General features: G+C 38.3%; 15 protein-coding genes and 3 tRNA genes. 5 read left to right on the top strand and 13 right to left on the bottom strand.

What is annotated here, in order from left to right; all coding sequences use genetic code 11:
* Positions 1 to 78: 78 nt before the first annotated feature.
* The 5 genes from ALW18_03635 to ALW18_03615 all read right to left on the bottom strand — a co-directional run bounded on the left by ALW18_03635 (position 79) and on the right by ALW18_03615 (position 1,876).
* The gene (locus ALW18_03635) at positions 79 to 810 is read right to left on the bottom strand and encodes a beta-lactamase (GenBank protein ID AOE51682.1); all 732 of its coding nucleotides are present in this window, start codon (positions 808 to 810) and stop codon (positions 79 to 81) included.
* Positions 811 to 877: 67 nt separating this feature from the next.
* Positions 878 to 951: transfer RNA gene (locus ALW18_03630), tRNA-Arg, on the bottom strand.
* A 27-nt stretch (positions 952 to 978) separates the two neighbouring features.
* Positions 979 to 1,056 (bottom strand) — tRNA-Pro (locus ALW18_03625).
* Positions 1,057 to 1,063: 7 nt separating this feature from the next.
* Positions 1,064 to 1,147 (bottom strand) — tRNA-Ser (locus tag ALW18_03620).
* A 156-nt stretch (positions 1,148 to 1,303) separates the two neighbouring features.
* The gene (locus ALW18_03615) at positions 1,304 to 1,876 is read right to left on the bottom strand and encodes a hypothetical protein (protein ID AOE51681.1); all 573 of its coding nucleotides are present in this window, start codon (positions 1,874 to 1,876) and stop codon (positions 1,304 to 1,306) included.
* A gap of 133 nt (positions 1,877 to 2,009) precedes the next feature.
* Between ALW18_03615 and ALW18_03610 the strand changes: the two genes are divergently transcribed.
* Positions 2,010 to 3,428: a hypothetical protein gene (locus ALW18_03610; protein AOE51680.1), complete on the top strand. Its 1,419-nt coding sequence runs from the start codon at positions 2,010 to 2,012 to the stop codon at positions 3,426 to 3,428.
* Here the strand turns inward: ALW18_03610 and ALW18_03605 are convergent.
* From ALW18_03605 to ALW18_03585, 5 genes are all read right to left on the bottom strand, one after another.
* Positions 3,425 to 4,600 carry an SAM-dependent methyltransferase gene (locus tag ALW18_03605; protein AOE51679.1) on the bottom strand — a complete coding sequence of 392 codons (1,176 nt, stop codon included), beginning with the start codon at positions 4,598 to 4,600 and terminating at the stop codon, positions 3,425 to 3,427. The genes ALW18_03610 and ALW18_03605 overlap by 4 nt on opposite strands.
* Before the next feature lie 2 nt (positions 4,601 to 4,602).
* Positions 4,603 to 5,694, bottom strand: a complete 1,092-nt coding sequence (locus ALW18_03600; GenBank protein ID AOE51678.1) for a permease — start codon at positions 5,692 to 5,694, stop codon at positions 4,603 to 4,605.
* A gap of 98 nt (positions 5,695 to 5,792) precedes the next feature.
* Positions 5,793 to 6,431 (bottom strand): hypothetical protein, encoded by a 639-nt coding sequence (locus tag ALW18_03595; protein AOE51677.1) that lies wholly within the window; start codon positions 6,429 to 6,431, stop codon positions 5,793 to 5,795.
* A gap of 261 nt (positions 6,432 to 6,692) precedes the next feature.
* The gene (locus tag ALW18_03590; GenBank protein AOE51676.1) at positions 6,693 to 7,400 is read right to left on the bottom strand and encodes a 16S rRNA methyltransferase; all 708 of its coding nucleotides are present in this window, start codon (positions 7,398 to 7,400) and stop codon (positions 6,693 to 6,695) included.
* A gap of 1 nt (position 7,401) precedes the next feature.
* Positions 7,402 to 8,424, bottom strand: coding sequence for a tRNA threonylcarbamoyladenosine biosynthesis protein Gcp (locus ALW18_03585; GenBank protein ID AOE51675.1), 1,023 nt, complete (start codon positions 8,422 to 8,424; stop codon positions 7,402 to 7,404).
* A gap of 158 nt (positions 8,425 to 8,582) precedes the next feature.
* Between ALW18_03585 and ALW18_03580 the strand changes: the two genes are divergently transcribed.
* The 4 genes from ALW18_03580 (at position 8,583) to ALW18_03565 (ending at position 16,284) form a co-directional block, all read left to right on the top strand.
* Entirely contained in the window at positions 8,583 to 13,055 is a 4,473-nt protein-coding gene (locus tag ALW18_03580) for a hypothetical protein (GenBank protein AOE54297.1), read from the top strand.
* 208 nt (positions 13,056 to 13,263) lie between these two features.
* Complete coding sequence (locus ALW18_03575; protein AOE51674.1) at positions 13,264 to 14,250, top strand: 6-phosphofructokinase; 987 nt, start codon at positions 13,264 to 13,266, stop codon at positions 14,248 to 14,250.
* 29 nt (positions 14,251 to 14,279) lie between these two features.
* Positions 14,280 to 15,281: a glyceraldehyde-3-phosphate dehydrogenase gene (locus ALW18_03570; protein AOE51673.1), complete on the top strand. Its 1,002-nt coding sequence runs from the start codon at positions 14,280 to 14,282 to the stop codon at positions 15,279 to 15,281.
* 151 nt (positions 15,282 to 15,432) lie between these two features.
* Positions 15,433 to 16,284, top strand: coding sequence for an N-acetylglucosamine kinase (locus tag ALW18_03565; GenBank protein ID AOE51672.1), 852 nt, complete (start codon positions 15,433 to 15,435; stop codon positions 16,282 to 16,284).
* Positions 16,285 to 16,372: 88 nt separating this feature from the next.
* Here the strand turns inward: ALW18_03565 and ALW18_03560 are convergent, their stop codons facing one another.
* Genes ALW18_03560 through ALW18_03550 form a run of 3 tightly spaced genes read right to left on the bottom strand, consistent with a single transcriptional unit; the run spans position 16,373 to position 22,777 of the window.
* Positions 16,373 to 16,753, bottom strand: coding sequence for a reactive intermediate/imine deaminase (locus ALW18_03560; protein ID AOE51671.1), 381 nt, complete (start codon positions 16,751 to 16,753; stop codon positions 16,373 to 16,375).
* A 2-nt stretch (positions 16,754 to 16,755) separates the two neighbouring features.
* On the bottom strand, positions 16,756 to 20,064 hold the full coding sequence (locus tag ALW18_03555; protein AOE51670.1) for a hypothetical protein: 3,309 nt from the start codon (positions 20,062 to 20,064) through the stop codon (positions 16,756 to 16,758).
* Between the two features lie 4 nt (positions 20,065 to 20,068).
* Complete coding sequence (locus ALW18_03550) at positions 20,069 to 22,777, bottom strand: organic solvent tolerance protein OstA (protein ID AOE51669.1); 2,709 nt, start codon at positions 22,775 to 22,777, stop codon at positions 20,069 to 20,071.
* Positions 22,778 to 22,784: the final 7 nt, after the last annotated feature.

Raw genomic sequence — 22,784 nt, 5'->3', positions numbered from 1 at the left:
TTTTAGAAGGATGCAAATTTAAGGATAAAAACAGCAATAATCATTTGATAAGAGATGATTATACCGTTAAGGTAATCGTTAAAACTTCACCACATTATTTTTAATGTCATGGTAAAACAGTACCGACCAATGTTCATCCTTGGCTTGTTTTTCCCAAAGCTGGCGTAGTTCCATTGCTTTTTTACCATCGTGGTCGCTTTTGTAAGCTATGTGGAATTTTAGGTAACTTCTTTGCGGAAGGTTGTCTGCGCCGTAAAAAGCGATCTCGTCATCTTCTGTAATCCAAAAGGCCTGATGATAGGGTGAATGCCCACCTGTAACTTCAAATGTTATATGGTCGCCAATATTTCCTTTATCCTCATTCATTAAATACAGGTTAGAAAGTGACATTATTTCTTTCAGGGTTTCCTGGTTGAAGGAATAGCTTTCGGTTTCCGATAATGCATAATCCAGTTCTCTTTGCTGGATATAAATAGTGGCATTAGGAAAGTTAGATATAATTCCGTTTTCTGTTAGCTGTCCTATGCCGTCAATATGGTCTTTGTGCAGGTGAGACATCAATACTTTGGTAATGTCGCCTGTAGTGTACCCGTTTTGATCCAGCAGCCCTAGTATGGGTTGTCCGTTGTTGGTAAAACCTAATCCGGCATCAAGCAGAATTACATCGTCACTGGTAACAATCAGGAAAGGGCATACAGCCATTGTTAGGTACCCGGGATTTTTCTCGTCCCTGTTCCCATCTGTAAGTAGGTTGAATTCTTTTTGTTTACTAACGGCGTAGGTTCCTTCGTTTAGTGCTATGATTTTCATACGGCGGGATTTTGAAAGTTGTTAAAAACAGAAAACCCACTCAGAGAGTGGGTTTTCCTAATCTACGTGATCGCGTCAGGATTCGAACCTGAGACCGCCTGCTTAGAAGGCAGGTGCTCTATCCAGCTGAGCTACGCGACCCTGATCGATCAATTCCAATATAAGTTTTCGTCGGGGTGGCAGGATTCGAACCTGCGACCTCCTGGTCCCAAACCAGGCGCGATGACCGGGCTACGCTACACCCCGAAAACAGCGGAGAGACAGGGACTCGAACCCTGGCGACGTTTGCACGTCGACAGATTAGCAATCTGCTCCGTTACCACTCCGGCACCTCTCCTGTTTTGCATAAAGTTGTACCCTTTTTGCGGTTGCAAATGTAGCAGTTGATTCTATTATCTGCAACTATTTTTGAAGGTTTTTTTTATTTTTTTGTAATGTTAATGTAAAGTCTTTAGCAATCAATACAATAACAAATCAACTTTTTTCAAGAAATTTACTGGATACATTTCAGATTATTTATGAAATAGGCTTCCGGATAGTATTTCTGACCCATGCTTTCGCTTACAAGTTCTTTCTTTAGCGGGTAATCTACCAGCTCATCTACATATTTTACCCTTATAAAAGAAATAGCATTTTTCTCAAGCTCTTCTAAAGATCCTTTTGTAAACAGGAACATTCCTGTAAGAACCCTTATATTATTTTTCTCGGCACCGTCATAAATAAGTCCGGAACACTGATCTTCGGTAGCGCTGATAAGTGTAATAATTTTACCGTTTGATAATTGAATGTAAATTTTTGACGTCCTGTCTAAGCAATATACTTTTGGGAATTCCTTGCTTTTTGCCAGAAGCTGAAAGTTAAGAACAGGAACACCGTCGTTATTGGAAAGCGAAAAGAACATAAATTGAGAGGATCCCGCAAACACTTTTTCATGCATCAGGGCTTCTTTTGTAGATTTCATTTCCTGGCCATCATTGCCACTCACTACAGTGTAATCGCAGTCTTTTGTTTGTGCACCGGCTACAAGAGTTAATCCTAATAGCAGGCATGTAAACAGTTTCTTCATTAGTTTATATAGTATTTTGAGTGTCAAATATAATCAAAATGGTACGTATTGATCATATTTAATAATTTACAAACCCTTTACAACCAAAAAATATAATAGCTTTATAGTTCCATCAACCCATATTTTAAAGATTATGCTAAAACCTTATATCATATTTCCCGTATTGCTTGCCTGTGGCATAGCGCTTTTTAGTTTTCAGGCAAGAGAGAATTATACTGCTGTGTCAGCGATAAGCCTTCCTGTAGATAAAACACCTGCAGAAAATTACCAGAATTATTGCAGTAGCTGTCACGGCGAAAAAATGGATGCTTTTGTAGACCGGGGCTGGAAACACGGGAACTCCCAGGCTGATTTGGTAAAAGGTATAACAAAAGGTTATGCCGATGAAGGTATGCCTGCGTTTGAAAAAGCTTTTAGTAAAAAGGAGATTGAAGAACTGGCGGCTTATATATTGAAGGGCATTAAAAATAGGGAGGCTTATGATTTTGAGGATGCACCAAAATCTAACATCTTTAAAAGTGAAAAGCTTACAGTAAAACTGGATACAGTGGCTACAGGACTTGATGTGCCGTGGGGAATGGCGTTTTTGCCCGATGGCAGCCTGCTGGTTACAGAAAGAGGCGGAAAACTCTATAATGTAAAGAACAGGAAGAATACGGAAATAAAAGGAGTGCCGGATGTTTTGGCAGCAGGGCAGGGCGGACTTATGGATATTATCCTGCATCCTGATTTTGAAAAAAACCGATTGTTATATTTTTCGTATTCAAAACCTAAAGGCGGACAGGCTACTACCGCTGTAATGCAGGCAAAACTGGATGGAAATAAGTTGACAGGTCAGAAAATAATTTTTGAAGCCCTTCCGTATGCCTCGACACGCCACCATTACGGCAGCCGTTTGGTTTTTGATAAGAATAATTACCTGTTTATATCGGTAGGGGAAAGAGGTAATGAGAAACAAAACCCTCAAAGCCTCGAAAACGCATTGGGTAAAATTCACCGCATAAATGCAGATGGTTCCATTCCGGCAGATAATCCTTTTAAAGATAAGTCGGGAAATGCTACTTCATTATATTCTTATGGCAACAGGAATCCGCAAGGTATGGCATTGCATCCGGTAACGGGTGAACTTTGGGAAACCGAGCATGGCCCAAGGGGTGGAGACGAAATAAATATAATTACTCCCGGCACTAATTATGGCTGGCCTGTTACCAGCTATGGTATTAATTACAATGGCGCTATTATTACAGACAAAACCGCTGCTCCGGGTATAGAAGAACCTTTATTATATTGGTTGCCTTCTATAGCGCCATCGGGCACTGCTTTTGTAACCGGTGATAAATACAAGCCTTGGAAAGGCGCACTGTTGGTGGGATCATTACGATTTAAATACCTTAATCTTTGTTACCTTGACGGAAAGAAAATAACAGGACAGGAAAAGCTGCTAAAGAATATAGGCCGTCTTCGCGATGTACGGATGGCACCTGACGGTTATATTTATTTAGCGGTTGAAGATGATAAAGGATCTATTTTCAGGCTCGTTCCTGTTAACTAAACTTTAGAGCAGACAAGCACTACCTTTTCATTTTTGATATTGGTAGTAAAGAACGCATAAGTGTCCCCTCCATCTTTAAGTTTCCATTTTTTGCGGATATCTTCTACTGAAAGCGGGAAATTACGGGTGGTTACATTCATCTTTTTACCTTCGAGTGTTTTCATCTCTACCTTTTGATAAGCAAGAATAGAATCGATAGTAAATCGTCGTCCTTCAAAAGAAATTAGTTCATCTGAGGTGTACAATTGTGTATGTCTGTGCAGTTTTGTTATGCCGTAATGATGGGCAACAGCGTCAAACGCCCCCGATTTCATTATGGCTGCATTCGGTTCATATAAATACATTGAAGGTAACGAATAAGGGGCTTCATCGGCAGGTTCATATGAAGCCGAAAATGTTTCTTTGCCTTCTTTAGTAACGTTTACTGCAGTCAGCATCGGTGTGCCTTTAAAGCCTTTGTCTAATAGCCAAAGTAACTCTTTTACCTCATTATTTACAGCCACTATATGTACTGCTTTTACCGAATGCAGTTCGGCAAGACCGGCACTTATATCAAGAATTGGAGCGGTTTTAATTAATATATTGTCGCTATACCTAAAATAGGTGTCTAAAAGATGCGGAACGTTAGGCAGGCAGTCTTTCAGCATGAAAACTTTGCCTTTGGCATCGCTGCGTCTTGCAGGATCAATATATATCCAGTCGTATTGTCTTTCAAGCACCTGTAATGTATCAAGGCTATCGCCCGGCAGGCACTCTATATTACCGGCACCGAGTATTTTAAAATTGTGTTTAGCAATTGCAGAAAGCTCCAGGTTAAGTTCGCAGTGTGTTACCTTGTTTACTGTTTTAGAGAAGTAATAATCATCAATGCCAAAACCTCCCGTAAGGTCTATCAGGCATTCGCCGTAAACCAGGGAGGCTTTATATTGTGCGGCAGCCTCTGATGAGGTTTGCTCTACCGATATTTTAGAAGGATATATTATATTTTCTGCGGCATACCATGTAGGCAGCTTATCTTTTGCTTTCTCGCGTGCAGCAATCTGGTTGAGTATTTCTGTCCATTCAATATCGTGAAAAGGATTTTTTTGCAGTGCCAGTTGTGTAACAGGCCTGCCGGTATTCTCAACAATATACTGCTGTACTTTGGGCGATAAAAGTTTTTCGAAAAGCAAATCTAAATGTCTTTGGTCAGTATTTTAACTACAGGGTTCTCAGGGAAAAATTCTTTAGCAACAACTTTCAGTACCGTATATATTGGTATGGCAACTATCATTCCCAATACTCCGAAAAGGAAGCTGCTTGCAAGTATCACGATGAATATTTCCAGCGGGTGCGAATTTACGCTATTAGAGAATATAAGTGGCGATGTAATATTATTATCTATAAACTGAGCCGCACAGTAACCTATAAATACATATAATGTAGTTGAAAGCATTTCTCCCTGTGTTTCGGGGCCAATGTTTCCAAGCATTGTAAGTATGATTACCAGCACTGTTGCGATAAGCGGACCGATATAAGGGATAATGTTAAGCAATGCGGTTATAAAGGCTATAATAAAAGCATTTTCTACCCCAAAGATTAATAATACAATAAGGTATATTACAAACAGAATGGACATTTGTATTATAAGCCCTATAAAATAACGGCTAAGCAGGTAGTTTATCTTCCTGAAAGAATTAACGATCTTATCTTCGTGCGTATCCGGCAGTAGTTTTTTAGCGGCCCTGGAGAACAGTTTCCTGTCTTTAAGGAAAAAGAATGTAATGAATACTACCGATGCCACACCAATACCGAATCCGCTTAATATGCCGATAAGTGAATTGATAAAATTGGGTATAAAATCAAAATTAAGTTTTGAAGTAAGGTCAGCTTGTTTCATTAGCTTCTGGGCGTCAATGTTGTGGCCTGACAGGTAGGTATTAACCTGATTGATCACCTCATTAAAATCCTGCTCCAGTTGCGCTGTATTAAGCAATGACAGGTTTTCTCCTTGAGATATGATCAAGGGAACAAACATAAAGATGAAGCCGGCAAGCAACGATATTAAAAATACCAGTGTCACAATTACAGCCAGCGTATGCGGAAACTTGCATCTGCGTTTAAGGAAGTAAACGATAGGGCTTGCTATCATACTTACTATTAATGCAATAAAAAGGAATAATATAACTGTCTGAACCTGGTAAAGGACATAAAGTAATATGAATACGCCAGCTAAGATGGCAATTGCACGCAATAGCCCATTAGCGATAGTTTTAGAGGTGACCATAAAGTGTATTTGTTTTTAGTAGCCCGAATTTACGGTTAAATTACTAAAATCTTTCCGCTTTAATACAAGATTATGAGTTTTTAAGCTGTAAAATGGGCTTAGTTGTTAAAAGCATAGTTAACGATATTGGCTCCCATTCTTAAAGCTTTCTCGCGAATTTCTTTAGGGTCGTTATGCACTTCCTGATCTTCCCATCCGTCACCAAGGTCGGTTTCAAGAGTGTAAAGCAGTACAAGCCTGCCTTCTACAAAAATGCCCCAAGCCTGTGGTGGTTTATTATCGTGCTCATGAATCTTCGGGATTCCGGCAGGAAAGGAAAACGGACCCTTAAATATTTCATGGCTTGCAGGAACGGCAACCAGTTCTTTATCAGGGAATACTTTAGTAAGTTCTTTACGGATGTATTTATCCATACCGTAGTTATCGTCAATATGTAGAAAGCCACCCGATGTAAGATAATTTCTAAGGTTGATGACATCGTTGTCGCTAAATACCACATTTCCGTGTCCTGTCATGTGAACAAAGGGGTACGAAAAGATATCGGCGCTACCTGCTTCAACAGTAGCAGTTTTAGGATTTATTTTGGTACGTATGTTCTGATTACAGAATTTAGCCAGGTTGGGTAGGGAAGTAGGGTTGCCATACCAGTCGCCACCACCGGAGTATTTAAGTACTGCAATTTCCTGTGCCATTAGCAGTGCAGGAGAAAGCAATAATATGTAAAGCAATTTTTTCATGAATAATGATTGTGGTGTAAATATAAGGAAAGTTTGTGTGTTCTTTTGTCTTGACACAAAAGAACCAAAAAGTCAAGGCTAAGACTCCTTAGGCTAAAAATTATTGCATTTAGCTAAACCATCCGAACTCGCCTGCGGCTCAGGCAACGGATGCTTCTTAACGCTTCACTTATAATTTTCTTAACGCCACGCAGCCTGATGCCTTAGCATCACTCAGACAAACAATATCAACTGAAAAATGCGATTGCGATTGAAAACTAATTACTCCTCATTCACAAATGCCACACTGTGTGCCGCTACAATGGCTGCAGTTTCAGTGCGTAAGCGGGTATTGCCTAAAGATACAGGTATATAATGTTGCTGTAAGGCCAAAGCGATCTCTTTAGAGGAAAAATCGCCTTCAGGGCCAATAAGGATAGTAACTTGTTTTTTGGGTTCAATGGCGTTCTTAAGCAGACGCTTTTCGGTTTCCTCGCAGTGGGCTATAAAAAGCTGACCTTCATGCTGCGCTGATACAAACGAGTTAAAAGCTATTGGCTCGTTTAGTTTAGGCATATAAAATTGTAACGACTGCTTCATGGCACTTTGCAGAATCTTTTCGAAACGGTCGGCTTTAAAATTGTTGCGTTCGCTGTGTTCGCAGATAATGGGTGTTATTTCAGTAATGCCAATTTCTGTAGCTTTTTCTAAGAACCATTCGTAACGGTCGTTCATTTTAGTTGGTGCTACTGCAAGATGCAAAGAATAAGGAGCCGGCTCATGGAATTTTTCAGCAGTTATCTGAACCTCGCATTTTTTCTCGTTCGCAAAATTTATCTCAGAAGTAAACAGGTAGCCGTTTCCATTAGAAATGTGTATGGTATCACCTTCTTTTTTGCGGAGTACTTTTACAATATGCCTGCTTTCTTCCTTATCAAATGTAAAGGCAGTATCGCCGGGCTGTACTTGTGGGTTATAAAATAATTGCATATTAAAGTTCTATTCGCGCTTTAGAGGTTACAGAAGCATCGTTAAACTGATGTTCCAAGTATTTATGGTAGCCTACAATGCCAATCATTGCGGCATTGTCGGTAGTATATTCAAATTTTGGGATAAAGGTTTTCCAACCGTATTTTTTCTCTGCTTCCTTAAGTGTGGCACGGATGCCGCTATTGGCAGAAACACCGCCCCCAATTGCCACCTGAGTAATACCGGTGTCTTTTACGGCAAGCTTTAGCTTATCCATAAGGATATTAATAATGGTGTGCTGTATGGAAGCACAAATATCATTCATGTTCTCGTTAATGAAATCAGGATTGGCAACTACATTTTTTTGCACGAAATATAATATCTGCGTTTTAAGTCCACTAAAGCTAAAGTCTAATCCCGGGACTTTAGGTTTGGTAAAAGGAAAGGCTTTAGGGTTACCTAACTGGGCAAACTTATCAACTAAAGGCCCGCCCGGATAAGGTAGTCCCAGTATTTTTGCACTTTTATCATAAGCTTCACCAACGGCGTCATCGGTGGTTTCGCCGATAACTTCCATTTCAAAAAAGCTTTTCACTTTTACGATCTGAGTGTGGCCACCACTTATGGTCATCGCTAAAAAAGGAAAATCGGGTTTGTCGAAACCTTCCTCATCTATAAAATGTGCCAGTATGTGTGCCTGCATATGGTTCACCGCAATAAGCGGAACACCTAATGCAAGTGCCATAGATTTCGCAAAAGAACTGCCTACCAGTAAAGATCCCATCAGTCCGGGGCCTTGTGTAAAGGCTACAGCACTAAGCTGTTCCCTCGAAATATTCGCTTTTTTCAGAGCAACATCTATTACAGGAACAATATTCTGTTGGTGCGCACGCGAGGCAAGCTCGGGTACAACGCCGCCATATTCTTCATGGATAGCCTGTCTTGCAACAACATTAGAGAGTACTTTTCCGTTCTCAAGTATGGCTGCAGCGGTATCATCGCATGAGCTTTCGATAGATAATATATATGTAGGTTTTTCCGTCATAATTTTCAGGCACAGAATTTGGTATTATAAAAAAGCCTTAAAGCGAATTTAACAAGTATATAAAATTCCTATTTTTGTTGCTTGTTAGCCAGCTAGCAGCGCACAAATTTAAAACAATTAGCAGTATCAAAAAATTTAAAAAAATACTTCTCAGGACGATAATCGGAATTATCGTGTTCATACTGCTATTAGGCATAGCCTTGTCTTTACCTTTTGTACAGACAAAGATAGCGCATTATGCTACAGATAAGCTAAATGAAGATTTTGGAACAAACATCCAGATCGAAAAAATTGCAGTTTCTGTATTCGGGGGTGTTAAGTTAAAAGGTGTGCTTATTCTCGATCATCATAAAGATACACTGGTTTCAGCAACGAGGCTTCAAACAAATATCCTCAACGTTAGGGGCTTTTTAAACAGCCAGTTAAAGTTTGGTTCTATAAAAGCAGAGAAGCTAAACTTTCATATGAAAACCTATAAAGACGAAAAAACATCTAACCTTGATTTTTTTATAAAGCGCTTTGATGACGGTAAACCGGGTAAAGGTAAATTCAGGTTAAGGACAAAAGACCTTGTTGTAAGCAATGGGCGTTTTCGCCTGACGAATGAAAATGCAGTTACGCCTGTAATTCTTGATTTTAAAAAGCTTAACGGCGAGCTGAAAGACTTTTATATTAAGGGTAGCGATATTACTGCAGATATAAGGAAACTTTCTTTATTGGATCACAGGAAGCTTTTTGTGCAGAATCTTAAAGCGAAATTTACATATACCAAGACCAATATTAAACTGGATAATCTGGAACTTGTAACGGCAGAGTCTGCACTTACCGGAGCGGTTAAGCTTACCTATGGCAAAAATGACATGAAGGATTTTGTGAACCGTGTTAATTTTGACTTTTTGGTAAAAAGGGCTTCAGTATCATCTAATGAACTTAATTACTTCTATAACGAATTTGGGCCTAATCAAAAGTTTTATCTTTCTACGAAGCTTACAGGGCCTATGAACAATTTCGTGCTTCATGATCTTAAGCTGTTGGATGCTAACGATTCTGAAATTATAGGTTCGGTTAACTTCAGGCATTTGTTTGACAAACAGGGCCCGGGCTTTTATATGAACGGTAACTTTGACAGGATAACTTCAAATTATGCCAACCTTAAAGGAATAATGCCAAGAATACTGGGTAAAAGCTTACCGACTATACTTGAAAAATTTGGACGTATAGATCTTGTTGGTGATGTAGTGCTTACTAAAACCGACCTTACCACCCAGATGTATATAATGTCTGAATTAGGGGAGGCAACAACGGATCTTTCGGTTAATGACTATAACAATCCGGATAAAGCGTCATACTTTGGAACGATAGACCTTGACGGCTTTAATATTGGCGGGCTGTTAGATAATAAAATGTTTGGTCTTGCTACGCTTCATGTAGATGTAGACGGGCAGGGATTCAACAAACAATCGCTTAATACTATTGTAAAAGGAAATATTACCAGCTTTGCTGCAAATAAGTACAATTACAAAAATATAACTGTAGACGGTCAGTTAAAGTGGCCTTTCTTTAACGGAAGCATAGAAAGTAACGATCCTAACCTTTTGATGTCGTTTGACGGTTTGCTTGATATGAGCAACAACCGTGTTAATTACGATTTTCATGCGCAGGTTGATTATGCCGATCTGCATATGCTTAACTTTATGAAGAAAGACACCCTTTCTATCTTTAAAGGAAATATTGTGGCCGATGCCAGCGGAAATAGTCTTAATACCCTGGCCGGTAAACTTCATGTTACGAATCTTTCGTATCAAAATAACAGGGACAGTTATTACTTTGACGATTTTACAGTAGAAGCATCTTATGATGAAAATAAGGTAAGGACAGTAACTCTTGACTCTAAAGATATTATTGAAGGCTATGTTAAAGGTATCTACGATATAAAAGAGGTGCCTAAGCTGGTTGAAAATGCTTTGGGAAGTCTCTACACCAATTATTCACCGTATAAGGTCAAGAAGGGACAGTTCTTTGACTTTAATTTTGTTATTTATAATAAGATAGTTGAAATTATAAACCCGGGAATTGTAGTGGGGGATAATACTACCGTGAAAGGAAGGATTAATGCTGATAAGGGGGAATTTGTGCTTGCATTTGATTCGCCTTTGATAACGGCATTCAATAATGAGTTTAATAATATTGATATCGACGTAAATAACAGGAATCCGTTGTACAATGCTTACGTAAGCATGGATAGCATTAAACTAAAAAATTACAAAATATCAGACTTTAAAGTTGTTAACGTAACTCAAAACGATACATTATACCTGCGTTCTGAGTTTAAAGGCGGCAGCCAGGGTAAAGATAATTTCAATTTAAACCTGTACCATACTATAGATAAAGATAATAAGTCGGTAGTAGGATTTAAGAAATCGGAGATAAAACTTAAAAACTATTTATGGTATATTAATGAAGAAGATGGGAGACAGAATAAAATTGTATTCAATAAAAAGTTGACCGACTTTACTATTGACAAGCTTACGATGTCACACAACGACCAAAAGGTTGAGCTGGCAGGTATGCTTAGAAACAAAGACTTTAAAGACCTTAAGCTAACGTTTAACGATGTCGACCTCCATAAGATTACACCTTCTATTGATAGTCTTAGTTTTGGAGGAAGGTTAAACGGGGAAATTAGCCTAAAACAAAATAAGCAGGAGTTTCATCCGTCATCGTCAATAACAGTAGATACATTAAGAATTAATAAGTTTAACCTTGGCGACCTCTCTATGCAGGTTACCGGAGATAACTCCTTTAGAAAATTCAACGTTAGTACATCATTATCAACAAACGGCGATGAAAACTTTTATACCAGTGGTGCTATTGAGATAGTAGATAAACAAACCCTACTATCTATGGATGCTATATTTACCGATTTTGATATGTCGCCACTTGAAATATTCCTTAAATCGGTATTTCCGGATATTAGAGGTAAAGCTTCCGGACGGGCGGCTATTGTAGGTAATGTAAAGAATCCTGAGATAAACGGCCGACTCTACCTTAAAGAGGCCGGACTGAAAGTGGGTTACCTGAATACCGATTATAATTTTGAACACAACGCCACGGTAGATTTTAATCAGGAGATGTTCCAGTTCAGGAATATAGAAATGACCGATACCAAATATGGAACAAAGGGCAGGCTTAATGGTAAGGTAAAGCATAAGATGTTTAAAGAATGGGGACTGGAAGATCTTACTATTGAATCGGACAGGATGGTGGTACTGGATACACAGGATTCTGATGAGGCGATGTATTACGGTACGGCTTTCATTAAAGGTAAAGCCAGTATAGATGGCCCTGTAACTTCACTACTCATTAAGGTAGATGCCACATCCGCAGCAGGTACCGATATTAAAATACCGATTAATAATAGTGGACCGAGTAGTAATAGTGCTGCATTTATAAAATTCCTCAGTCCGAAAGAAAAAGAAAACAGGCTTAAGGGGATCGTGGTGGAGGATAGATCGAAAACCTATAAAGGTCTGGAACTTAACTTTGACCTTATTGTAAATTCGGATGCAAAACTTGAGGTTATAATCGATAAGAATACGGGTCATGGGCTTACAGCTACCGGTAATGGTAACTTGTTACTAAATATTAATACACTAGGTAAGTTTAATATGTTTGGAGATTTCTCTGTACTTAGTGGAACTTACAACTTTAAATATGCCGGGCTAATAGATAAAAAGTTCACCGTAAAACCGGGTGGTTCTATTAACTGGGAGGGTGACCCTACACGTGCAAGGTTAAACCTTGAAGCGGTTTACACCACCAGGGCAAACCCTTCGGCATTACTTGAGGCGTCTACTTTCAATAGAAATATACCTGTTGAGGTAGGTATCGTGCTTACCGGTAATCTTACAAGTCCTGAGCCCGATTTCGTGATTACATTCCCTGGAGTAAGTTCGGTACTGAAGTCTGATTTAGAATACAGGCTTAGTGATATGACCACAAGGCAAAACCAGGCGTTATCATTGCTTTCTACAGGAAGCTTTGTTAATCCTAACAGTATGAATGCAGGTACGGCAGTAGCGGGTAACCTTTTTGAAAGGGCAAGTAGCCTTGTAAATGATATTTTCTCCGATCAGGATAGTAAAGTGAATATTGGTTTTAACTATGTACAGGCCGACAGAAATCCGTATGTAGAAACCAATTCTCAGGTCGGACTTACATTGTCATCGCAAATTAATGACAGGATTACTGTTAACGGCCAGGTGGGTGTTCCTGTTGGAGGTGTGAACGAATCGCAGATTGTAGGTAATGTAGAAGCACAAATTCGCCTTAATGATGAAAATACGTTAAAAGGAAGAGTGTTTAACCGTGAAAATGATATTAACTTCTTAGGTGAGGGAATTGGCTACACGCAAGGTGTCGGACTTACTTATGAAGTAGATTTTGATACAGTGCGTGAACTTTGGAGAAAACTATTCAATAAGACGGAGGAGAAGGAAAAAGACAATACGGGTAATGATATTCCAGACTCCGATCTTTCACCGGAATACATAAAATTCATGGAGAGTAGGAATAAGAAAAAAACGAATAGTAAAGAAAAGCAGCCTCAACGCATACCTGAAACCGATTAATTGATAATTTATCGGGGAAAAAATTCTATATTTAAAGAAAAAAGCAGCCATTTCAAAGAGAAATAGCTGCTTTTTTAGTTTCTTTAAGATTATTTTAGGAAAAACTTATTAACGAAAACGTTTGAAATGTTGCAGATTTAATAATAGAATGCAAAATCGAATAAATAAATTATATTAAATTATTAATTTTACAATCAAATACTAAAAAATGTCAGCTAACATAAAAAAAATAGGCGTGCTTACATCGGGTGGAGATTCACCGGGAATGAATGCCGCTATCAGAGCTGTAGTGCGTACATGTGCTTACCATAACATAGAATGTGCAGGTATCTACAGAGGTTACCAGGGAATGATAGAAGGCGATTTTAAAGAGATGGGCCCGCGTAGCGTAAATAATATAATCAACAAAGGAGGTACGATATTAAAATCGGCACGATCTAAAGAGTTTATGACTCCTGAAGGACGTGTAAAAGCTCACGAAAACCTGGTTAAGAATAACATTGATGCCCTTGTGGTTATTGGTGGTAACGGTAGCTTTACCGGAGCACTTCTTTTCAACCAGGAATTTAACTTCCCCGTAATAGGTATACCTGGAACTATTGACAATGATATTTTCGGTACAAGCTTTACACTTGGCTATGACACAGCACTTAATACAGTTGTTGAGGTTATAGATAAAATCAGGGATACTGCCAGCTCACATAACAGGCTTTTCTTTATAGAGGTTATGGGGCGTGATGCAGGACACATTGCGTTGAATACAGGTATAGGTGCAGGTGCAGAGGAGATCCTTATTCCTGAAGAAGATATGGGACTTGACAGGCTACTTGATTCATTACGCAAAAGTAAGGCATCGGGCAAATCATCCAGTATCGTTGTTATCGCTGAAGGTGATAAGATTGGTAAGAATGCTTTTGAGCTTAAAGATTATGTAGAGGAGAACATGCCGGAGTATGACGTGCGTGTATCTATATTAGGGCATATGCAGCGTGGTGGCGCGCCATCTTGTTTTGACCGGGTACTGGCAAGCAGACTGGGTGTTAAAGCTGTAGAAAGCCTTTTAGCAGGTGAGTCTAATTATATGGCTGGCCTTATAAAAGATGAAATAGTGCTCGTTCCGCTAGAGCTGGCTGTTAAAGGCAAATCACAAGTGGATAAAGAATTAATTAGGGTATCAGACATCGTTTCGATATAATTAACAACAACAAAAAACATCTATTCACAATGACAAAAGTTAAATTAGGAATAAACGGTTTCGGCAGAATTGGTCGAATTGTTTTCCGCGAAACCTTCAACAGGGATAATGTTGAGGTTGTAGCAATCAACGACCTTCTTGACGTAGACCATTTGGCCTATCTATTAAAATATGATTCAGTACACGGCCGTTTTGCAGGAACTGTAGAAGTTAAAGACGGACAGCTTTATGTAAACGGTAAACACATCAGGGTAACTGCTGAAAAAGATCCGAAAGTCCTTAAGTGGGATGAAGTAGGTGTAGACGTAGTTGCTGAGTGTACAGGTTTTTTCACTACACTTGAAACAGCACAACAGCACATTACAGGTGGAGCTAAAAAAGTTATTATCTCTGCGCCATCGGCAGATGCGCCAATGTTTGTAATGGGGGTAAACCATGATAAAGCTACAGCTTCAGACACTGTTGTTTCTAATGCTTCATGTACTACAAACTGTCTTGCTCCTCTGGCAAAAGTTATCGATGATAACTTTGGTATCGTAGAAGGATTAATGACAACTGTTCACGCTACAACGTCTACGCAGATGACAACAGACGGACCTTCAAGAAAAGACTGGAGAGGCGGACGTGCTGCAAGCGTAAATATTATTCCATCGTCAACAGGTGCTGCAAAAGCAGTAGGTAAAGTAATTCCGGCTCTAAACGGAAAACTAACCGGAATGTCTTTCCGTGTTCCTACAGTTGATGTGTCTGTAGTAGACCTTACCGTAAAAGTGGCTAAAGAAACTACTTATGAAGAAATAATGAGCGTTCTTAAGAATGCTTCTGAAACTAACCTTAAAGGTATTCTTGGATTTACTGAAGATGACGTAGTATCTCAGGATTTCGTTTCAGATTCAAGAACAAGTATTGTAGATGCTAAAGCCGGAATTGGCCTTAATTCTACGTTCTTCAAGATCGTTTCATGGTATGATAATGAGTATGGTTACTCAAGCAAACTTATAGATCTATCGGTGCACATTGCATCTTTATAATATTTTTATAACTTGTCCCGCTTTTTGAAAAGAAAGGCGGGACTTTGTTTTTTTATGTAGAGCTTAATATTTATTTAACTTAAGAGTAACCTGGTTAGGCAGTTACATTTACAAACAAGACTCAAACTTAACTCAAATTTACCCAAAGAAAATGAAATTATTAGTAGACAGTGGTGCTACAAAAGCCGATTGGATTGCTCTTGACGACAATGGCAACAGGCTTTTTAACACCCAGACTTTAGGACTGAGCCCCGAAGTTATTAATAGGGAGGAAGCTCTAGAGCGTCTTGAAGCCCGATTTGATATATACAATAACAGAAACGAAGTTACAGAACTTTTTTTCTACGGTGCCGGTTGCGGTACAGATAGGATGAAGAATTTTATGAAAGGTATCTTTCAGGAGTTTTTTCCTAAAGCTGAAATTACGGTGAAAGAAGATACGTACGCAGCTGCTTACGCCACAAACCCAACCAATGATAAAGCTATAGTATGTATACTTGGTACAGGTTCTAACTGTAGCTATTTTGATGGAGAAGAGCTTCACCAAAAAGTACAGTCATTAGGGTATATTGCTATGGACGACTGTAGTGGTAACCGTTTTGGACGTGACCTTGTACGTGCTTATTATTTCAATAAAATGCCGGCTGACCTGGCTAAAAAATTTGAATCTGAGTACAATCTTGATGCTGATGTAATTAAGCATAACCTGTACAAAGAGCCAAACCCAAATGCATACCTTGCAACGTTTGCTAAATTCCTTATCCAGAATAAAGATAATGAGTTTATTAAAGGAATTATTACTGAGGCAATGCAGGTGTTTGTAGATTGCTACATTACGCAGTATGACAACGCTCACGAAGTGCCTGTGCATTTTGTAGGGTCTATTGCATTTTATCTTAAAGCAGAGCTTGGAGAGGTACTTTCTAAAAATGGACTTAAATTAGGGAATGTATTAAGAAGGCCAATTGATGGTCTCATTGAATACCATGAACTAAACAAATAATATATGTAAATATGCTGATTAGGGTTTGCGATGTGCACAACGTGTCACTAGCCACAAACCCCGCATCGGCAGATTTGTTTTTTGCAGGCTATTGCACAGCAATCATAGATATTTCTACATTTACGTTTTTAGGCAGTTTTGCCACCTGAACCGTTTCTCTTGCAGGAGCGGTTTTTTCGTTGAAATAAGCAGCGTATACGCCGTTTATCTTAGCGAAATCGTCCATGTTGCTAATAAAGATTGTCGACTTTACAACATTCTCAAACGTCATGTCGGCAGCTTCTAAAACAGCTTTCATGTTTTCCATAACCTGTTTGGTCTCAGTCTCGATATCGCCTGTTACAAGCTCTCCTGTTACGGGGTGTAATGGTATTTGTCCAGATGTGTAAAGTGTGTTGCCTGATAATACCGCCTGGCTGTACGGACCGATAGGGGCGGGTGCCTTATCGGTAAAGATGATTTTTTTCATATTTATCGTATTAGTGAGAAATGACCTTTGTGTTGTTTTCCGTTTGCTCTGTTGACCACGAACCAATAATCATCAGAAGGGACCTCGTGTCCATTATATTTTCCATCCCAGGATTCTCCGGGTTTAAGGTTTGTTAAGATTTTACCATATCGGTTTAAGATATTTACTTTTATATCTTTTTCATAGAAAGAGTATTTTATAGACCAGGTATCATTTGTACCATCACCATTTGGTGTGAAAAATTTACTATACATTAATAATACTATTTCTTCATCGGTGATTCCGCATCCATTTTTGTCTTTAACATAAACAGTATATAATCCGTATGCTAGGTTTGAGAAGGTGTTATCCGACTGGTAGTAAATGCCATCTATTGAGTATTCATAGTTTCCTGATCCTTCAGTGTATATTGTAATGGCATTGTTGTTATCTGTCCAGTCTGTGGTTTTGATATTAGTAATTACAGCGGGCTGAGATTCTGTTACTGTGAAACTTTTAAGAGATGTACAGAAAACATTTCCAATATTTTTTGTAATTTCTACTTTATAATCTCCTGGTTTCCTTACTAGTATCGATTCTGTTTTGGCACCAGTAGACCATACGTAACTATCAAAATTATTACCGGCATTTAACATTACACTTTTGTCTTTACAAAGTATTATATCTTCGTTTAGATTTACATTAGTAAATGTAAATAATGTTAGATTTAACTTTACTACTTGAAAACAGCCATTTGTAGCCGTTATCCTGACATATATAGTTTTATCGCCAGATGGAATTACATAATTTTCAGGTTGCGAAATTCTTTCTGTTGCAAATTCCTTTAAAGCGCCGTTAAGTGTAAGATAGTATTCGAAGTTATAGCTTGAGGCATCCTCAATGATTTGATTATTAAAACCTTTAAGATCTACATTTTCTATACCGTCGTTTAACTTGTCGCAAATTGTTTCCTGATAATCATTACCGTTTAATTTAGTTATAAGCGTTATTTTTATAGGTGTGCGTAATATACTTTCGCATCCGTTTATAGTTTGTGTGGCAAAATATGTATAACCATCCTGTAGTTCTGTTGTAGCAGGAACTACGGTCCTATTTATATCATTGTCATACCATTTTATATTACTGCCCTCAATTACTATATCATCTAATGTTGGAGTTTGCATAGCACATAGTGTCTGATTTTGAGAAGCGGCAGGCGGAGGAGTATTCTGAATTACAACATGAATAGATTTTCTTAAGCTTTCACAATTATTCAGGGTTTGCGTGATATAGTAAATTGTGTCATCCTGAAGCAATGTTTCGGAGGGAATCGTAGTGCTATCAGTTAATGATGCATACCATTTAATGTTTTGGCCAGTAGCTGAAATTGAATTTATCGAAGGATTGTCTTTAAAACAAAAAGTTTGTTCTGTTGCTACTATTGGTTCAGGAGTGTCGTCAATAGTTACCTTAATAGCATTTCTTAAGCTTTCACATCCATTTAAAGTCTGTGTAGCATAATATGTAGCGTTTAAGAGTAAAGTTTCAGGTAAAAGTTCTTCTGCTCCGTTTGCTGTATTATACCATTTTATATCTTGTCCGGAAATAATCATATCCTGAAGTTTTGCATTTTCTGACTTGCAAAATATCTGATCTGTTGAAGTTGGTGGGCCAGGGCTGGGCTTTATTGTTACAGTTACCGCCATTCTTGCACTTTCAGGGCAATTGCCAGATTTTTTAGAAACATAATAAGTATGCCCGTCAATAAGAGCAACATTGCCGGCAAGCGGAGCGACATCAGATTGTGCGCCATACCATTTTATAGAAGATGATTGTGGACTTAAGCTACTAACAGTTGGTATTTCAGCGGAGCAAAATTCTTGATTTTGATTTCTTACCGGAGGGTTATCGTTACATGTACCAAGTTTTTGAATGAACCCATCGCTGTTTATTGTTGAAATTTGTATTGTTTTCAACGTATTTGCTGCCACTGGCGAAGGGTCAAAGTCGCAGGACCAAAAAAAATTACCCGCAATGTAACTGATATCGTCAATAACTTTTAAATCTGAAATTTTGATACTGTAGCAATTGTGATATGGATCTAATTTAGGGTTTTCATCACCAAATTTAAAAGCATCTTCAAAATTCCTGTTTTCATCAAATATCACATAAAATGCTTCGGCGTATTGTCCTGTTGCCGTCATGTTAAAAATCCCCGACGGATTCGGATTAAAGTCTACCGTATTATAAAATGTACCGGTTATAAAGCATTTGTTATTTTCGTCTGTAGTAATAGCGGTGATGCGTAGTTGCTCAAAGCTTGATGGGTTAAAAAATTCCTTTACGTCTACAAAGCTACCATTGAGGTCAAGAAAAAGAAGATAATTTTGTGCGGTTACAGTAACGACAGATGTTGCAGATGGATCAACATCAATTGGTACATCAAAACCGTTTGTTCCCGAAATTATAATCGCATTGTTTGAAACATGTAGATTTTGAGCTGACTGATTCTGAAATTCTTTTTCCCAGATTATAGATCCGTTAGTAGTATTTATATTGTATAATTTATAGTTAGTATCAGCATCTGAATATAAAGCAATATTTAAATTACCATCAGGCCGTATTTTAATATTTGAATACATATTTGAATTAAGATCAAACTGTTTTGTCCAGGCAATGTTTCCAATATTATTTATTTTTATTAGAAAGTAAGAAGCTCCTATAGCAGATAAGTTTAATGAAGTATTGGTTGTGCTGATAGGTATTACACCGGTGAACCATCCGGTTATGTAAATATTGTTTTGCGCATCCAATTCAAAAGATAATGGATGTAGACCATTATTTTGGCTGTAATGTTGGGGTATTTTATTTTCCGAAAGAATTATACCTTCCGGGGTGAATTTCATAACATTAATATAAGTGTCAGCATTATTATCACTTATCTCCTCGCTTACACTTACAGCGGCATAAATATTACCGTCTGTGCCAACTTTTATTCCTATAGGATAATCTCCACGCCTGAAATTTCCGAACATTTTACCCCACTTGTAGTTTCCGTCTTCGTCCACCTTTACAATATAAGCTGCGTGGAAGTTTTGAATATTGTTAATTACAATATCTGTACCTGATTCTGTCGGGTCAAGATCGAAAGAGTAAGAATTTGTTTCTCCAATAACATAGGAATTATTGTTATTATCTACAGTTATAGCTTTTATTTCATCACTATAATCTGAATTAACGCCCCTTAATTGTCTAACCCAATGGAAATCCTGAGCGTAATTAAGATTAAAAAAAAGTACACTAAAAATCAGGATTAGTAAACGTGTGCTCATAAAACTACTGTAATTGCCTGTCCGGTACTTGTCGTTTATCCCATTTGATATCGCTAAGTACAGATGATTTAATTCCTATGAAGAAGCCCCAATAAGTATTGTCTCCAAATGGAACCCAATTAAAGTCCATTCTCCAGCTTAACAGGTCGCGTTCAAAACGTAATTGCGTAAAGGTTACGCCGTTTTGTACAAAGTCATAACCTGTAGAAAAGCCCATCTTCCAACGGGGGGTGATATCCAGGTCTCCTGAAACCATTACTGAATTTCCTGTAATTTTTCTTTCCCTGTTATTGTTTCCGTAGGTTAGGGAATAGGCAAGCCTTAAATTCCACGGGAGTTTAGCGCTAAAGAAACCACCTTCGGATTTATCCGACTCCGCATCCTCCTCATCTTCGTCCTTAAACATACTTGTTCTGTTGTCAGTTAGCTGATCTGCCGCCTGCCCAAACAGATCATCCTCACGGCCACCATTACGTGCCGTCTGGCTGTTTTTATCTTTACCATCTCCTTTGCCATCACTACTCGATATAGAGTAGTTTACCGTAACGTTGGCGCTTGTCATCCTGAAAAGGCTACCACCATTATTAATGTTGTAAGTATCTATCCTTCTTCCGGCACTGTTTATAGCATATGGGTCTAAAGTTGTAGCAAAATTAAGGTTCATCTTATCTTTAAAAAGATTTGTACCACCTGATACTCTTAACGGCGACCACTTTAATGAATCAGCAGCCATATCATAACTGGTGTTGAACGTAAGATTATTTAATAACATTACTTTTTTAGGTTCGCCTTTTGTGTCGTTCTCGTCGTCGTTTCTAACTTTGGCTTCAAAAGTATTGTTTACTGAAATTCCTATCAGATTCGAGTAGTTTTGGTTAGGTGCTCCGTAAAGCCCGTCCTGAAATCTTGAATATTCTCTGTATTGTGTTCCTGTAGCATCAATTTCATACCTGTCATAATATCTGTCGAAGCTTGGTGTATAGGTGTATGATATTGAAGGACGCATTACGTGGCGTATTGCCTGTATCTTTTTGTCTTCACCAAAATTAAACATACCGTAAATGGTTGTTCCGACACTTGATGAAAAGTTATAGGTTCTGAAAGAGTCAAAACCTCTTACGTTAGAAATAAGTGTGTCTTTTTGTATTACCGGATTGTATTCTCTTCTAATAGTGTTTAGCACCCAGCTTTCTGTGTAAGTGCTGCTCGCAGATACGCTAAAGTGTTTAAATACCTTAAAGTTGGTACTTATAGGGATAATATGCTGCATTCCTGTTTTTGCATCCCTGAACATCTCTGGTTTAAAGAAAAGTGAGTCGGTAGTATTTATTCTGTTCTCACCTTTTACGCTATACTGAAGGTTAATATTTTTGATGATACCTTTTTTAGGAGCGTCTTCTGATGCAAAAGGGAAAATACGGTCTACACTTGCCTGAAAGGTAGGTAGAGACATAGTTATAGACTGGCTGTTTGTGTTTTGACTATGTGTAGCAGTAAGCGACATGTTAACCTGCGGCACCGACTGGAATGTCTTGGAATACGACACAGATGAGTAAAGTGTATTATTTAGCGACGATCCAACATTTATAGTATTAAGTGAATTTCGGTAAAACTTACTCGAACCTAAGTTTACACTTGCAGAAAATCTTGAGTTAGGGTTCGATTTAGCATCCTGGCTATGGCTCCACTGAATGTTGTAGTTTTTTGAACGGGAATAATCCGGCAAGCCTCTTTCGCTGTTAATGATGTTTTCAAAACGGATATTAATATTACCGCTATATTTATACCTGTTGGCGTATTGTGAAGCAAAACGCAAACCGTAACTTCCGTTAGTATAGTAATCTCCTGTTACTGCTAAGTCATAATGCTCACCCATGGCGAAATAATATCCGCCATTCTGAAGGAAATATCCCTGCCTGTTATTATCACCAAACGTTGGCGGTATAAAACCTGATTCGGCTTTATCGCTCATTGGGAAAAAAGCAAATGGTAAGGCAAGGGGAGTAGGTACATCTGCAATGTACATGTTAGTGGTTGCCACAACAACTTTTTTTCCGGGTACCAGTTTTATTTTTCTCGCATAGAAATAATATTCCGGGTCGTCTATGTTTTTAGATGTAGTAAATCGTGCGCCTTTAATGTAATATACAGAGTCGTTTTCCCTTTTTGTAATTTCACCCTTCACCCTAAATTCGCCCTGATCAGAACGTGAGTTCCAAATCCTTGCTTTTTTAGTTTTGCTGTTAAAGTGAATGGAGTCGGCCTCAACGATATTATTTCCCTGTTTAAAATACGGGTATTGTGAGTAGTTGCCAAGCGAGTCTTTTATCCTTCCGGCGAAAACCTCGTCTTTGTCATACTTCATAATAATTTTACCAGCTTTGAGTTCTATATCTTTATAGAATAGCTCGGCTTTATTATAAAGCTCTATCTCTTTTTTAACCTGATCTATTTTTTCGTAGTCCTCAGCAGTACGTCTAATAATAGCATCCAGGCCGTTCTTTTTCTTATTAGTATCGTTTACAGATAATTTTACAGGAATTTCGGTTACAGGTAAAGTGTCTGTTTCTTTTTTTGCTTCAGGGAAAGTATTCTTCTGTTTTTCAGCAGGTATCGGATTAGATTTAATGGTTTTTTCCTGCGCCGAAAGCTTCAAGCTTCCCATTGTTAGGAAAATTGATAATAAAACGATATGAAATAAGTTTGTACGCAACGGTTTT

It is taken from the genome of Flavobacterium psychrophilum, from assembly GCA_001708385.1.
GTDB classification, from domain to species: Bacteria; Bacteroidota; Bacteroidia; order Flavobacteriales; family Flavobacteriaceae; genus Flavobacterium; species Flavobacterium psychrophilum_A.
This window is presented reverse-complemented; position numbering and strand designations above follow the sequence as displayed.

Bases quoted from the DNA above. Each gene is read 5' to 3' on its own strand.
- ALW18_03635 (AOE51682.1), bottom strand. From the start codon at position 810: ATGAAAATCATAGCACTAAACGAAGGAACCTACGCCGTTAGTAAACAA.
- ALW18_03615 (AOE51681.1), bottom strand. From the start codon at position 1,876: ATGAAGAAACTGTTTACATGCCTGCTATTAGGATTAACTCTTGTAGCC.
- ALW18_03610 (AOE51680.1), top strand. From the start codon at position 2,010: ATGCTAAAACCTTATATCATATTTCCCGTATTGCTTGCCTGTGGCATA.
- ALW18_03600 (AOE51678.1), bottom strand. From the start codon at position 5,694: ATGGTCACCTCTAAAACTATCGCTAATGGGCTATTGCGTGCAATTGCC.
- ALW18_03595 (AOE51677.1), bottom strand. From the start codon at position 6,431: ATGAAAAAATTGCTTTACATATTATTGCTTTCTCCTGCACTGCTAATG.
- ALW18_03590 (AOE51676.1), bottom strand. From the start codon at position 7,400: ATGCAATTATTTTATAACCCACAAGTACAGCCCGGCGATACTGCCTTT.
- ALW18_03585 (AOE51675.1), bottom strand. From the start codon at position 8,424: ATGACGGAAAAACCTACATATATATTATCTATCGAAAGCTCATGCGAT.
- ALW18_03575 (AOE51674.1), top strand. From the start codon at position 13,264: ATGTCAGCTAACATAAAAAAAATAGGCGTGCTTACATCGGGTGGAGAT.
- ALW18_03570 (AOE51673.1), top strand. From the start codon at position 14,280: ATGACAAAAGTTAAATTAGGAATAAACGGTTTCGGCAGAATTGGTCGA.
- ALW18_03565 (AOE51672.1), top strand. From the start codon at position 15,433: ATGAAATTATTAGTAGACAGTGGTGCTACAAAAGCCGATTGGATTGCT.
- ALW18_03560 (AOE51671.1), bottom strand. From the start codon at position 16,753: ATGAAAAAAATCATCTTTACCGATAAGGCACCCGCCCCTATCGGTCCG.
- ALW18_03555 (AOE51670.1), bottom strand. From the start codon at position 20,064: ATGAGCACACGTTTACTAATCCTGATTTTTAGTGTACTTTTTTTTAAT.